Origin of the sequence: Actinokineospora terrae (assembly GCF_900111175.1) — a bacterium.
GTDB classification, from domain to species: domain Bacteria; phylum Actinomycetota; class Actinomycetes; order Mycobacteriales; family Pseudonocardiaceae; genus Actinokineospora; species Actinokineospora terrae.
In genome coordinates, this window is the sequence record NZ_FOGI01000007.1 from 104014 (window position 1) to 117364 (window position 13351).

14 protein-coding genes are annotated in these 13351 nt (G+C 71.8%); 5 read left to right on the forward strand and 9 right to left on the reverse strand.

Annotation, left to right across the window (positions count from 1 at the left end; genetic code table 11):
- Positions 1-48: 48 nt before the first annotated feature.
- Positions 49-366 carry an antibiotic biosynthesis monooxygenase family protein gene (locus tag BMY07_RS16930; protein WP_092779332.1) on the reverse strand — a complete coding sequence of 106 codons (318 nt, stop codon included), beginning with the start codon at positions 364-366 and terminating at the stop codon, positions 49-51.
- 9 nt (positions 367-375) lie between these two features.
- On the reverse strand, positions 376-1809 hold the full coding sequence (locus BMY07_RS16935) for a M1 family metallopeptidase (RefSeq protein ID WP_092779334.1): 1434 nt from the start codon (positions 1807-1809) through the stop codon (positions 376-378).
- 84 nt (positions 1810-1893) lie between these two features.
- Between BMY07_RS16935 and BMY07_RS16940 the strand changes: the two genes are divergently transcribed.
- Positions 1894-2679: an alpha/beta fold hydrolase gene (locus BMY07_RS16940; RefSeq protein ID WP_092779336.1), complete on the forward strand. Its 786-nt coding sequence runs from the start codon at positions 1894-1896 to the stop codon at positions 2677-2679.
- Here the strand turns inward: BMY07_RS16940 and BMY07_RS16945 are convergent.
- From BMY07_RS16945 to BMY07_RS16955, 3 genes are read right to left on the reverse strand one after another with little or no spacing between them, the layout of a single operon-like run.
- The gene (locus BMY07_RS16945; protein WP_092779338.1) at positions 2641-3147 is read right to left on the reverse strand and encodes a 2'-5' RNA ligase family protein; all 507 of its coding nucleotides are present in this window, start codon (positions 3145-3147) and stop codon (positions 2641-2643) included. The genes BMY07_RS16940 and BMY07_RS16945 overlap by 39 nt on opposite strands.
- A gap of 21 nt (positions 3148-3168) precedes the next feature.
- A complete protein-coding gene (locus tag BMY07_RS16950; protein ID WP_177215616.1) occupies positions 3169-4038 on the reverse strand; it encodes an HhH-GPD family protein in 870 nt (289 codons plus the stop codon).
- A 14-nt stretch (positions 4039-4052) separates the two neighbouring features.
- Entirely contained in the window at positions 4053-4544 is a 492-nt protein-coding gene (locus tag BMY07_RS16955; protein WP_092779986.1) for a beta-class carbonic anhydrase, read from the reverse strand.
- A 173-nt stretch (positions 4545-4717) separates the two neighbouring features.
- Here BMY07_RS16955 and BMY07_RS34390 point away from each other — a divergent pair, with 173 nt between their 5' ends.
- Positions 4718-5419 (forward strand): hypothetical protein, encoded by a 702-nt coding sequence (locus BMY07_RS34390; protein ID WP_092779340.1) that lies wholly within the window; start codon positions 4718-4720, stop codon positions 5417-5419.
- A 194-nt stretch (positions 5420-5613) separates the two neighbouring features.
- Here BMY07_RS34390 and BMY07_RS16965 read toward each other — a convergent pair whose 3' ends face one another.
- Positions 5614-6714 carry a LacI family DNA-binding transcriptional regulator gene (locus BMY07_RS16965; protein WP_092779342.1) on the reverse strand — a complete coding sequence of 367 codons (1101 nt, stop codon included), beginning with the start codon at positions 6712-6714 and terminating at the stop codon, positions 5614-5616.
- Positions 6715-6907: 193 nt separating this feature from the next.
- On the opposite strand from BMY07_RS16965, the gene BMY07_RS16970 reads away from it, so the two are divergent.
- The 3 genes from BMY07_RS16970 to BMY07_RS16980 are packed head-to-tail and all read left to right on the forward strand — an operon-like array spanning position 6908 to position 9572.
- Positions 6908-7891, forward strand: coding sequence for a metal ABC transporter solute-binding protein, Zn/Mn family (locus BMY07_RS16970; protein WP_092779344.1), 984 nt, complete (start codon positions 6908-6910; stop codon positions 7889-7891).
- A complete protein-coding gene (locus BMY07_RS16975) occupies positions 7888-8727 on the forward strand; it encodes a metal ABC transporter ATP-binding protein (protein WP_092779346.1) in 840 nt (279 codons plus the stop codon). Before BMY07_RS16970 ends, BMY07_RS16975 begins: the two co-directional genes overlap by 4 nt.
- A complete protein-coding gene (locus BMY07_RS16980) occupies positions 8727-9572 on the forward strand; it encodes a metal ABC transporter permease (protein WP_092779348.1) in 846 nt (281 codons plus the stop codon). Before BMY07_RS16975 ends, BMY07_RS16980 begins: the two co-directional genes overlap by 1 nt.
- Positions 9573-9664: 92 nt before the next feature.
- On the opposite strand, the gene BMY07_RS16985 is transcribed toward BMY07_RS16980, so the two are convergent.
- The 3 genes from BMY07_RS16985 to rlmB form a co-directional block, all read right to left on the reverse strand.
- Positions 9665-10900 (reverse strand): DUF445 family protein, encoded by a 1236-nt coding sequence (locus BMY07_RS16985; RefSeq protein WP_092779350.1) that lies wholly within the window; start codon positions 10898-10900, stop codon positions 9665-9667.
- Between the two features lie 52 nt (positions 10901-10952).
- A complete protein-coding gene (locus BMY07_RS16990) occupies positions 10953-12182 on the reverse strand; it encodes a DUF445 domain-containing protein (RefSeq protein WP_092779352.1) in 1230 nt (409 codons plus the stop codon).
- 215 nt (positions 12183-12397) lie between these two features.
- Positions 12398-13351: a 23S rRNA (guanosine(2251)-2'-O)-methyltransferase RlmB gene (rlmB, locus tag BMY07_RS16995; RefSeq protein WP_092779354.1), complete on the reverse strand. Its 954-nt coding sequence runs from the start codon at positions 13349-13351 to the stop codon at positions 12398-12400.

Genomic DNA, 13351 nt, shown 5'->3' on the forward strand with positions numbered 1-13351 from the left:
CCGTGCCGATGGCCTCGGCGGCGCGGTCGAGATCAGGCGCCGTCGTGCTCAGGCCTCACCCTTCAGGCCTGCCGACTGCACGACCTCGAACTCCAGCAGGCTCGACCCGCTGCCGACCGGCTTGGCCCGCTCGCCCGAGTGCGCCTCCTTGGCCGAACCGCCCATCCACGCCTGGAAGTGCTCCTCGGACTCCCAGCGGGTGTAGACGAAGTACCTGCTCTCGCCGCCGCCGGTGGGGCGCAGGAGCTCGAAGCCGAGGAAGCCGGGCTGGCCGTCGACGGCGCCGAGCCGGGCGGCGAAGCGCTTCTCCAGTTCGGGGCCAGCGCCCTCGGGGACCTCGATCGCGTTGATCTTCACGACTGCCATGCCGACAGCCTACTTGCGCAGGCTCCCCGGGTAGAGGTCGTCGTCGCCCGGTTTGCCCGCCTGGCGGAACCACGCGTCCAGGAACCCGCCGAGGTCGGCCCCCGCGACGTCGTCGACCGTCGCCTCGAAGTCGGCCCACGAGGCGTTGCCGTCGCGGTGCGTGCTGGTCCAGCGCTTGAGCAGGGTGTCGAACCTCTCCTCGCCCAGCTTCCTGCGCAGCGCGTGCACCGCGAGCTGCCCCTTGTCGTAGACCGCGGTGAACTCCTTGCCCGGGCCCATGTCGACCAGCTTGCGGTCCCAGTACGAGTCGGTCTTGCGGGCCACCGTGGTGCGGTAGAGCTGGTCGAGGTCGATGCGGTTCTTCTCCTCGTCCCACAGCCACTGCGCGTACGAGGCGAAGCACTCGTTGAGGCACACGTCCGACCAGCGCTCCAGGGACACGCTGTCGCCGAACCACTGGTGGGCCTGCTCGTGCACGACGACGTCCACCCCGGCCCACTTCGCGTAGATCGGCCGGGTCTGGGTCTCCAGCGAGAACGAGATGCTCTCGTTGAGGAAGATCCCGCCTGCCGCGCTCTGCGGGTACGGCCCGAACTTGCCCGCCAGGAACGCCAGCACCTCGGGCAGCCGCGTCTCGACGAACCGCTTGTCCACCACGCCGGGCGCGTACGCGTCGACCACCGGGGTGCCGTCGGGCAGCGCCGACCGGTCGAAGGTCCACTTGTCGATGCCGACGGTGGTCAGGTACGGGGCGATCCGGTTCGGCTCGACCCAGGTCGACGTGGTCCAGCCGCCCTCGGTCCTGGTCGACTCCTCCCGGCCGTTGGAGATCACCGACCAGCCCTGCGGCACCCGCGCGGTCAGCCGGAAGGTGGCCTTGTCCAGCGGGTGGTCGTTCACCGGGTACCAGCTCGACGCCGAGTGCGGCTCACCGGCGACGAACGCGCCGCCGGACTTCGCGATCTGCCAGCCGCTGACGCCCAGCGCGGTGTCCTTCTCGACCTTGGGCATGCCCGCGTAGGTGACCCTCGTGCGGAACACCGCCCCCGCCGCGACCGCCGTGGCGGGCGTGATCACCAGCTCGTGCTCACCCTCCCTGGTGAACCTCGCCGCCGCGCCGTCGATCTCCACGGCGGACACCTCGTAGCCGGTGAGGTCGAGGTTGAACCTGGTCAGCGCCGCGTCCGCCACCGCGACGACCGTGGTGTCGCCTTCGAGCCGCTTGGTGATCGGCTCGTAGCTGATCGCCACGTCGTAGCCGGTGACGTCGTAGCCGCCGTTGCCGTCGTCCGGGTAGTACGGGTCGCCGATGCCCGCCGCCCCGGGCACCTTGGCCTGCTCGGACGGCTCCGGGCGCTGCGGCTCCGGCTGCCGAGTGGGGGGGCTGCACGCCGCGAACGCGCTCGCGACGAGCACCACGCAGACAACTCGGGCACGGACCACTGCGACTCCAAAGCTCCAGGGGGGATACCCCCATCATGGCCCGTCCCCGGACCCACCGGCGACCACTCGGGCAGACTCACACCCATGAGCGGGCCCCACGTGGTCACCTTCGGCGGCACCGGTCCGCCGGTCCTGCTGCTGCACGCCCTCATGGGCCGCGCGTCCACCTGGTGGTCGGTCGCGCCGTGGCTCACCCGCCACGGCCGGGTCGTCGGCGCCGACGCGCGCGGGCACGGCCGCAACCCGCACCGGGGCGGGCGGTGGCGCACGCCGGACTTCGTCGCCGACGCGGCCGACCTGGTGGCGGGCCTGGGGGAGCCCGCTGTCGTGATCGGACACTCGATGGGCGGGCTGCACGGCATCGCGCTCGCCGCCGAGCACCCCGACCTGGTGCGCGCGCTCGTGGTCGAGGACGTCGGCGTCGACCTGCGCGGGCGCACCGCGGACGACTGGCGCGCCCTGTTCGACGCCTGGCCGGTGCCGTTCCCGTCGCTGCGGCACGTGCGCGAGTTCTTCGGCCCGGCCGCGGACTACTTCAGCGAGTGCGTCGAGGAGCGGGCCGACGGGTACCACCTGGTCGCGGGGCCGCACGAGCTGGTCGACATCGCCGCCGAGTGGGGTGAGCGGGCGTACTGGGACCTCGTCGACAGCGTCCGCTGCCCGGTGCTGGTGGTCGAGGCCGAGCACACGGTCATGCCCGCCGGGCAGCAGGCGGAGATCGCGCGGCGGGTGGGCGGCACGCACCTCGTGGTCGAGGGGGCCGGGCACCTGGTGCACGAGTCCGCGCCGAGGGCGTTCCAGGGCGCGGTGGAGGCGTTCCTGTCCTGGGTCCTAGACGAGGACGTCCACGTCACCACTGGCCGTGTCTAGGATCGCGACCCGCGCGACCTTGGCCTCCACCGGCTCGACCGGGAACACGGCCCGGAACGCGACCGCGGCCTGCTCGTCGTCCATGCCGTGCGCGAGCGTGCAGTGCGGCACCCACGATCCGGGCAGGTAGTAGCTGTTGGGGTTCTTCACCTTGCCCGCCAACACGTCGTGCACGGCGGAGTGCACGGCCAGCAACTCGGTGTCCACGACGGCACCGAGCACGAGCACGTTCTCGGTGTGGGAGAACGCGGACAGCGTGTAGAGCCACAGGTTCGGGATCGACAGCACCCGCAGGTCCGCCTTCAGCGCCGCCCGCGTCCTGGCGGGGATGTCCGAGGCCATGGCGAAGGTGACGTGCGGGGGGAACCGGCGCGCACCGGGGACCCCGGCCGCGTCCAGTCCGTCGAGCAGCCGGGTGACCGCCGCGTTGGCCCGTTCGTCGAACAGGACCACAACTCCCTGTGCCATGCGGTCAGCCTCCCACCCCGGTCAGCGGTGCTCGCCGGGCAGGGCGAACCGGCCGTCTGATGTCTGCTCGACCAGGCCGTCGACCAGCAGCGAGTCCAGGCACCGGTCGCGCTGGCCCGCGTCGCTCCACACCACGTCCAGCCTGGTCTTCTCGGCGGGCTCGGCGCTGCCGCGCAGGACGTCGAGCAGCAGGCCGCGGACCTGGCGGTCGGTACCGGCGAAGCGCTGCACCGCCTTCGCCGGGCCGTCGTAGGCCGGTCGACCGGCCAGGACCCACGCGCAGTCGGCGATGACCGGGCAGTCCACGCACTTCGGCGACCTGGCGGTGCACACGACGGCGCCCAACTCCATCAACGCGGCCGACGCCTTCGCCGCGCGCGCCGGTTGCTTCGGGAGCAGCACCTCGGTCTCGGCCAAGTCCCTGGTCGTCGACGGCGGTCCCGCGTCACCCGCGCCGTTGACCGCGCGCGCGACCACCCGGCGGACGTTCGTGTCGACGACCGGGCAGCGCTGGCCGTAGGCGAAAGCGGCGACCGCGCGGGCGGTGTACGCGCCGATGCCGGGCAGGCCGAGCAGGGTGTCCACATCGGACGGGACGACGTCGCCGTGCTCGTCGGCGATCACCCCGGCCGCGGCGTGCAACCGCAGCGCGCGCCGCGGGTAGCCCAGCTTGCCCCAGGCCCGCACGACCTCGCCCTGGGTCTGCGCGGCCAGAGCCGACGGCACCGGCCACCGCGCCATCCACGACAGCCAGATCGGCTCGACGCGCGCCACCGGCGTCTGCTGCAACATGATCTCGCTGACCAGCACGCCCCAGCCGGTGGTGCCGCTGTGCCGCCACGGCAGGTCGCGGGCGTTCTCGTCGAACCAGTCCAGCAGGGTGTCGATCACGCGCAGCAGTGTAGTTACAGCACCTCGGTGAGCGCGGCGGTGCGCACGTCGTAGACGAAGCCGCGCACCTTGCCGGTGTGCGGGATGAACGGGCTGCGCCGCACCCGCTCCACGGACTGCCGCACCGAGTCCTTGACCTCGCGGAACGCCTCGACCGCCCAGGTCGGGCGCAGGCCGGTGTCGGCCTCGAGCTCCTCGCGGAACTCGTCGTCGGTGAAGGTCGACAGGCCGCACGAGGTGTGCTGCATGACGATGACCTCGCGGGTCTGCAGCTTGCGCTGGCTGATCGACAGCGACCGCACCACGTCGTCGGTGACGATCCCGCCCGCGTTGCGCATGATGTGCGCCTCGCCGTGGCGCAGGCCGAACACGTCGAACACCTTGATGCGGGCGTCCATGCAGGTCACGATCGCCAGGTGCAGCCCGGGCACGGGCGTCGGCACCTCGGGGGCCCCGTGGTCGGGCCCGTCGATGTGGCGTTGCAGCAGGTCGTCGATGGCGGTCACGGCAACCTCCGGATCCGGACATTCCAGGCCACCCATTGGAACTCGTTTCCCAGTTGCCAGACAAGGGACTTTGAGAAACCTCACTGATCGTGTCTTCCAGCGTGCGCGACATCGCCCGATAGGGCAGGAGTGTCCGAACGGGAGGACACCTGACCGGCGTTACCGTCCCCGAGGTGATCGAAACCGACGAACCGCTCCCGCGATCGGTCTACCTGCGCCGACGGGTCATCGCGGTCGGCGCGGCGGTCGTGGCGGTGCTGCTGCTGACCTGGATCATCACCGGCTTCCTCGGCGACGACGGCCTCGGCCCCCTCGGCCTCGCCACCGCCCCGTCGAGCGCCCCGCCCACCGCTGCCGCCACCGCCTCTGCCTCGGTGTCCGCCTCGGCCACCGCGTCCGCCTCGGCGGCACCTGTTTCGCCCCCCGCCGCCGCTCCGCCCGCTGCCGCACCCGCTCCGCCCGCGCCCCCGCCGCCGGACCCCAACCTCCCGTGCCCGGACGCCACCATCGCCGTCGCCGCCGAGATGGACCCACCCGCGTTCCGCCCCGGCAACCGCCCCGAACTCCGCGTGGTCATCACCAACACCGGCCCGGTCCCCTGCACCCGCGACATCGGCCGAGCCCAACGCGAACTGCTCATCACCACCGGCCCCACCCGCCTCTGGTCCAGCAACGACTGCACCCCCTCCGACGGCGCCGAGCCGACCATCCTCGCCCCCGGGGTCCGCACCACCTTCGAGGTCAGATGGGCAGGCCGAACCTCAGCCCCCGGTTGCCCCACCCAACGCACCACAGTCCAACCCGGCCCCTACACCCTCACCGCCCGCCTCGGCACGCTCCTGAGCCCACCACTGCCCTTCACCATCAACCCCTGACCTGGCCGCTCCTCGCAGGCGCCGGAGCTGCCTGGACTGATCGCTCACGAGGTCGCTTGTGGACAAAGCCAGGGGTTTGTGGAGGGTGCGCGTGTTGTGGGACGTGGGAAAGGGCAGCGCGAGGCCGCACCTGTGGGGGTGAGAGCTGTGGACAGCTGTCCCCGGGCAGGTGGGATTGCGGCGGATTTGGGACGTTAGGGGCCGAACCAGCGTTCTTCGGCGGTGCGGGGTGGGGCGGCGGTCGAGCCAGGGACCAGCTCCGTGTTGAGGGTGATCTCGCGGGGGCGGGTCGGGTCGACGGAGGCCAGTAAGAGTTTGCCCGCGGCTCGGCCCTTTTCCAGGACGGGCTGGCGGACGGTGGTGAGGCCGACGCGGTCGGCGTCGGCGATGCCGTCGAAGCCGGTGACGGTGAGGTCCTGGGGGACGCGCAGGCCGCGGCGGCGGGCCTCGGCCAGTGCGCCGAGGGCGAGGATGTCCGAGGTGCAGATCAGCGCGGTGACGTGCGGGTCCGCGTCCAGCAACTGGGCCGCGGCCGACGCGCCGCTGGCGATGCTGTGGTCGAAGCGCTCCACCACGGGCACCCGGCCCCAGTCGACGCCGACCGCGCCGAACGCGTCGGTCAGCCCGGCGAGGCGGGCGCGCTGGACGTGGAAGGTCGCCGTCTCGGCGCGTTCGGTGGTGACGAAGCCGTCGTTGCGGTCGCGGGTCAGGCGCATGCACAGCACGCCGACGCGGCGGTGGCCCAGCGAGATGAGGCGCTTGGCGAGCGCGGTGATCGCGGCCCGGTCGTCGATGCCGACCCGGTCGACGCCCTCGACGTGCGGCTGGTCGGCGACCACGGTCGGCACCGGTCGCGACAGGACCGCCGCCAGGTGCGGGTCGTCGTCGGGGACCGAGTAGACGACGAAACCGTCCACGCCCGCCCGGTGCACCGCGGCGACGTCCTCGCGCTCCGGGTTCACCGGGACCAGGTGCAGACCCTGCCCCGCGCCCTCGCACGCCAGCGCCAGGCCCTCCAGGAAACCGAGGGCCGCGGGGTCGCGGAACGCGTAGGAGAGGTTCTCGGTGAGCAGCAGTCCGACCGCCCCGGCCTTGCGGGTGCGCAGCGACCGGGCGACCGGGTCGGGACCGGGGTAACCCAGCCGCCGCGCGGTCTCCAGGACCCGCCTGCGCAGCTCGGGTGAGAGCTGGTCAGGCCGGTTGTACGCGTTGGACACGGTGGTCCGGGATACCCCCAGTTCCGCCGCCAGCGACGCGAGGGTCGCCGGGCGTCGCACATGTGTTGACCGCGCCATGGATTGACCGTAACGGTTCAGAACCAATTGCAGAAGCCCGACCTCTCGGCGGGCTCACCGAACGGGTCTCACCCGGTCGGGTTACGTCCGGGCGCCGCGGTGGCGTACGCTCAAACCGACAACGGTTTCCATTCTCGTGTCGTCGCCGTCCCGCGGTCGGATGAAGGCACACCCGACAGGCCAGGAGTGCTCCATGACCCACCGCCTGACCCCCGCCGCCACGGGGTCCGGACGCCGACCGCTGCGCACCGCCGCCGCCATCGCCGGGCTGGTCGCGCTCACCGCGACCGCGTGTGGGGACTCACAGGGCCAGTCGCCGTCGGACGGTCGGATCACCGTCGTGGCGTCCACCAACGTGTGGGCCAGTGTGGCCACCGCGGTGGGCGGTGATGCCGTCACCGTCACCGCGATCCTCAGCGACCCCGGCGCCGACCCGCACGGCTACGAGGCCAAGCCCTCCGACGCCACCGCCTTCGCGGGCGCCGACGTCGTGCTGTCCAACGGCGGCGGCTACGACGACTTCTTCACCACCCTCGTCGACTCCTCCGGCGTGGACGTCCGCCGCATCGTCGCCGTCGACCTGGCCGACCCGCACGCCGACGAGCGGAAGCCCGAGCCCGCCCCGGCCGACGCCCACCACGACCACAGCGAGAACGAGCACGTCTGGTACGACCTGGAGACCGTGCGCAAGGTCGCCACCAAGGTCGCTGACGAACTCGCCGCCGTCGCCCCCGACAAAGCCGAGCTGTTCCGCGCCAACGCGGCGAACTTCGACAAGGCAGTGCAAGAGCTCATCGTGAAGACCGCAGAGATCGGACAGCGCAAACCGGGCGCGAAGGTCCTGTCGACCGAACCGGTCGCCGCCTACCTGCTGCACACCGCCGGACTGGAGGACGTCACCCCGGCCGAGTTCTCCGAGGCCGTCGAAGAGGAGTCCGACCCGTCCGCGGCCGCCGTCGCCGAGGCCGAGGCCCTGGTGACCGGCAAGCAGGTCGTCGCCGTCGTCTACAACAGCCAGACCGAGATCCCGGTGACCAAGCGGCTCAAGGAGCAGGCGGGCGCGGCGGGCGTCCCGGTCGTGGGTGTGACCGAGACGCTGCCACAGGGCGTGACCGGATACCTTGACTGGATGACCAAGCAGGTCGACGCGCTCGCCGGTGCTGTGGCGGCGGCATGACCGAAGCACGCGGCCGCACCGCCACCGCGGCGGTGTCGCTCTCGGGTGCCCGACTGTCCTATGGCGACCGAACCCTCTGGGACGGCCTCGACCTGGACGTCCAGCCGGGCGAGTTCGTCGCGGTCCTCGGGCCGAACGGGTCCGGTAAGACCAGCCTGATGCGAGTCCTGCTCGGGCAGCAGAAGCTGAGCGCGGGCACGGTGCGCGTTGCCGGTGCGGCGCCTGGTAGGGGTAACCGCAACATCGGCTACATCCCGCAGCAGCGCGCTCTTGACCCAACGGTCGCTGTCCGTGGCCGCGACCTCGTCGGCCTCGGTTACGACGGCCACCGCTGGGGCCTGGGCATCGGCGGTATACGGGAACGCCGCCGCCGGGTCGACGCCGCGCTCGACGCCGTTGGCGCTACCGCCTACGCCGACCGCCCGGTCGGACTGCTCTCTGGCGGCGAGCAGCAACGCTTGCGCGTCGCCCAGGCTCTTGTCGGCGAACCCGAGGTGCTGCTCTGCGACGAGCCGCTGCTGTCGCTGGACTTGGCCCACCAGCGCGCCGTCAGCACCCTGATCGACGCCCGCCGCCGTGACGCGGGCAGCGCGGTCCTGTTCGTCACCCACGAGATCAACCCGGTGCTGCCGCTGGTCGACCGGGTGCTGTACCTGGTCGACGGCCGGTTCCGGATCGGGCCGCCGGAGCAGGTGATGACCTCGGAGACGCTGTCGGAGCTGTACGGCACCGAGATCGCCGTGGTCCGGGTGCGCGGCCAGATCCACATCGTCGGCGCGCACAGCGACCTGTGCGAGGACGGCGCGCACCACACCGAGCAGCTGCTGGAGCGCTGATGGACAAGCTGTTCGACGTCGAGCTGACTCTCAAGCTGCTCGAGCTGCCGTTCGTGGTGACCGCGCTGGTCGTCGCCGCGGTGCTCGGCCTGCTCGCCGGGGTGCTCGGGCCGCTGATCGTCAGCAGGAACATGGCGTTCTCCGTGCACGGCACCGCCGAACTGGCGCTCACCGGGGGAGCGGCCGCCCTGCTGCTGGGCTGGGACATCGGCAACGGCGCCCTCGCGGGCGCGATCGTGGCCGCCCTGGTGCTCGGCCTGCTGTCGCGGCGCAGCTCCGACTACGACTCGGTCATCGGCGTCGTCCTGGCGTTCGGGCTGGGTCTCGGCGTGCTCATGCTGTGGCTCTACAAGGGCCGGTCGTCGAACAAGTTCGGCCTGCTCACCGGCCAGATCGTCGGCCAGGACTTCGCCAGCGTCGCCCTGCTCAGCGGCTGCGCGGTCGTGGTGCTCGGCCTGCTCGCCGCCCTCTACCGCCCCCTGCTGTTCGCCAGCGTCGACCCCGAGGTCGCCAAGGCCCGCGGCATCCCGGTCACCGGCCTCGCCATCGTCTTCGCCGTCATGGTCGGCGCCGCCACCGCCCTCGGCGTCCGCACCGTCGGCTCCCTGCTGGTACTGGCCCTCATGGTCACCCCAGCAGCCGCCGCCTGCCGCATCACCGCCAGCCCCCTCAAGGCCACCCTCCTGGCCGTCCTGTTCGCCGAGGTCTCCGCGGTGGGCGGCATCATCCTGTCCCTGGCCCCCGGCACCCCCGTCAGCGCCTTCGTCACCGCCATCTCCTTCCTCATCTACCTCGCCTGCTGGGCCATCAGCCGAACCCGCCGCACCAGCACCACCCCGGCCTGAGCCCCCGCATCCCTGCACAGGACCTGATCGCCTCGGCGAGCCGGGTGATGAGTTCGCCACGAGTGCCGTGGTCCACCGCGGCTTCCTCGATGTCACCCCAGCATCAAGAGGGCTTGCAGGTGGCCGACCAAGGCGCCGATTACGGCGCCTACGGCGATCAGTTTCCACTCGTCCTGGCGGAACGCGGGGCGCAGTAGGCCCTCGTACTCGACGCGGGTGAGTTGGTTCATCTTGGCGGCGATGGTGTTGCCGATGTCGAGGGCCTTGGTGGCGTACGGCTCGGCTTGCAGGGCGGTGCTGTCGAGGTAGGTCATGGCCTTGTCGGCGGCGGCGTGCTTCATCTCCTGGAAGCGGCGGGTGCCGACCGCGACCGCGACGAAGGGCTTGGCGATGCTGGCCTGGTCGTCGACGGACTTGCGGACCAGTTGCTGGATCATCTCCAGCAGCCGGTCGGAGCGGGGGCCGCGCAGGACGCCCTCGACGATGTTGGGGACGGTCATCACCTCGCGGGCGATCAGCTCGCCGTACTGCCTGGCGACCTCGGCCCGGCGGCGCTGGAAGACGCCCTGCACCCAGAACAGGCCGAGGAACCTGGTGCGTTCGCGGGGGAAGAAGACCAGCTTGATGGCCAGCCAGTCGGTGAACCAGCCGATGGCGGCGCCGAAGACCGGGAGCACCAGGGGTTCGCGGGTCAGCGCCCAGACGACCGTCTGCACGACGCCGAGGGTGAAGCCGAAGTAGATGCCGCAGCGGGCGATGAAGGCCATCTCCGGGCGGGAGATGTCGCGCACCAGCCGGACCAGCAGTTCCTTGTCGCGCTCCAGCGCGGTCACCGCGACCTGGCCTACGTCGAGCACGTCGCCGATGTTGGCCCTGACCTCGGCCATGACCTTGCGGACCAGCGCCGGGGTGCCCGCCTGCACCTGCTTGATGATCAGGTCCTGGGCCAGCACCGGCAGCAGTTCCCACAGCTGCGGGTGGTGCTGCTCCAGCACCTCGCGGGCGATGCGGTCCACGGTCAGCAGCAGCGGGCCCTGGATCTGGCGGGCCACCTCGTCCGGGTCGAGCCGCTCGACCACCTCGCGCGGGTCGACCAGCCTGCTGGTGATCAGCTCGGCCGAGGTCCGGATCATCCGCGCGGAGTTGCGCGGCACCACGCCCTGCCAGCCCAGCCACGGTTCGGCGACGCCCACGAAGCGCAGCGGGCGGAACATCATCTCGATGGCGACCCGCTTGGTCACGTAGCCGATCACCGCGGCCACGAAGGGCATCGAGAGGTAGACCGGCCAGTGCCGGGTGAAGTCGTCGATGATGGCGTCGACGCGCAAACCCGGCCTCCTCGTTTGTTGACTCGCGAGTAGATTAGCGCCGCGGGCCGGCTCAGTGCAGGAGCAGGACGAGCTGGAGCTCACCGACGAGGAACCCGATCACGGCGCCGACGGTGATCAGCTTCCACTCGTCCTGGCGGAACGCGGGCCGCAGCAGCCCCTCGTACTGCACCGGCGTCAGGCCCTGGATCTGCCGCACGATGGTGGCCCGGATGTCGAGCGCGCCGGTCGCGTACCCCTCCAGGTGGCGGACGGTGTCGGGCACGTGCTCGATCGCCCTGCGCGCCGCGGCCGCCTTCATCTCCTGGTAGCGGCGCGACCCCACGGCGGCGACGACCAGCGGCTTGGCCAGGCTGGCCTGCTCGTCGATGGACCGGCGCACCTCGCGCTCGACCATCCGGTGCAGCCGGTCGGCGCCCGGCCCGGTGAGCACCGCCTCCAGCACGTTCGCCACGGTCAGGATCTCGCCCGCGATCAGCTCGCCGTAGTCGCGCGCCACCGCCATCCGCCTGCGCTGGAACATGCCCTGCCAGGTCACCAGCCCGAGGAAGCGGCGCGGCTGCCGGGGGAAGAAGATCATCTTGAGTGCCAGCCAGTCGGTCAGCCAGCCGGTGATGCCGCCGAAGACCGGCAGCACCCACGGGTTCTTGGTCAACGCCCACGTCCCCAGCTGCACGACGCCGATGACCGCCCCGAACCAGATCCCCGACCGCGCGATGAACCGCATCTCCGGCGCCGCGGTGCCCCGGATCAGCCGGTTGAGCACCGCCTTGTCCCGCACCAGCGCCCGCACCGCCATGTCCTTGACGTCGAGCAGCGACTCGATGTCCTCGGCGACCTCCCGCATCAGCCGCTCGACCACCGCGGGCGCCTCCCGGCGGATCCGCCCCAGCACCCGGTCCTGCGCCTGCCTGGGCAACAGCTCCCACAGGTTCGGCTGGTACTCCGCGAGCACCTCCCTGGCGATCTCGTCGACCGCCCGCTCGATCGGCCCCCGCAGCTCCTCGGCCACCCGCTTGGGGTCCAGCCGCCCGAACACCTCCCGCGGCGCGATCAGGTTGGTGGTCATCAACCCCATCGCCACCGTGGCCATCCGCTCGGCGTTGCGCGGGATCACCCCCTGCCACCCCAGCCGCCACACGCCGACGAACTCCAGCGGCCGGAACATCATCTCGATCGCGGCCCGCTTCGTCACGTACCCGATCACCGCCGCCACCACCGGTATCGACAGGTACACCACCCAGTGCTCCCGCAGATCCGCCCCGACCGCCGCCCAGTCCACCCGCCCACCTCCCCACCGGAGGTGAACCTCCCTCCATACAGGACCCACCGAGTCTCGCACGCCCCCCAGCCCCACCCCCCGCCCGCGCGCGACATCTCCCCGACATCTCCAGGGGATGCGAACGTGGTGGTTCCCATCCGCCGTGCCGGGCGGCCCGCGGTGCTGAATGACAAAGGACCCAGCCCGGGTGGGGCTGGGTCCTTTGGCGGGGAGAGCTAGACGCGGCCTGCGGCTCGGCGTTGGCGGGCTACTTCGGCTAGGACCACGCCTGCGGCCACGGAGGCGTTGAGGGATTCGACGCCCGCGGCCATGGGGATGGCGACTGTGGCGTCGCAGGCTTCGCGGACGAGGCGGGTGAGGCCGCGGCCTTCCGAGCCTGCGACGACGACCAGGGGGGAGGTGGCCAGGTGCAGGTTGTCGAGGTCCATGGTGGCGTCGGCGTCGAGGCCGACGATCATCAGGCCCGCTTCGGCGTAGGCGCGGAGTTGGCGGGTGAGGTTGGTGGCGACCGCGACCGGGAGCTTGGCGGCGGTACCGGCGGAGGTGCGCCAGGCGACGGCGGTCATGCCCGCGCTGCGGCGTTGCGGGAGCAGGACGCCGTTGGCGCCGAAGGCGGCGGCGGAGCGGATGACGGCGCCCAGGTTGCGCGGGTCGGTCACCCCGTCCAGGGCCACGATCAGCGCGGGCTCGCCGGTGGCCCTGGCCGCTTCCAGCAGGTCGTCCGGGTGGGCGTACTCGAACGGCGGGACCTGCAGGGCCAGGCCCTGGTGCATGGCGCCAGCGGTCAGCCGGTCCAGCTCGGGGCGGGAGACCTCCAGCACCGAGATGCCGCGGTCGGCGGCGAGTCGGACCGACTCGGCCACCCGGTCATCCGGCTCGATGCCGATCGCCACGTACAGGCCGGTCGCCGGGGCGTGGGCGCGCAGCAGTTCGACGACGGGGTTGCGCCCCGCCACCAGCTCGTTCGCGCCCTTGTCCTGGGTCTTGGCCGCGCGCTTGGCGATGGCGCCTGCGCGGCGGTTGGCGACGTGGCCGGGCCGGTTCTCCGCCTTGGGGGTCGGACCCTTGCCCTCCAGTCCCCTGCGCCGCTGCCCGCCGGAACCGACGACAGCGCCCTTCTTGCTGCCCGGTTTGCGCATCGCACCTTTGCGCTGGGAATTGCCTGCCAC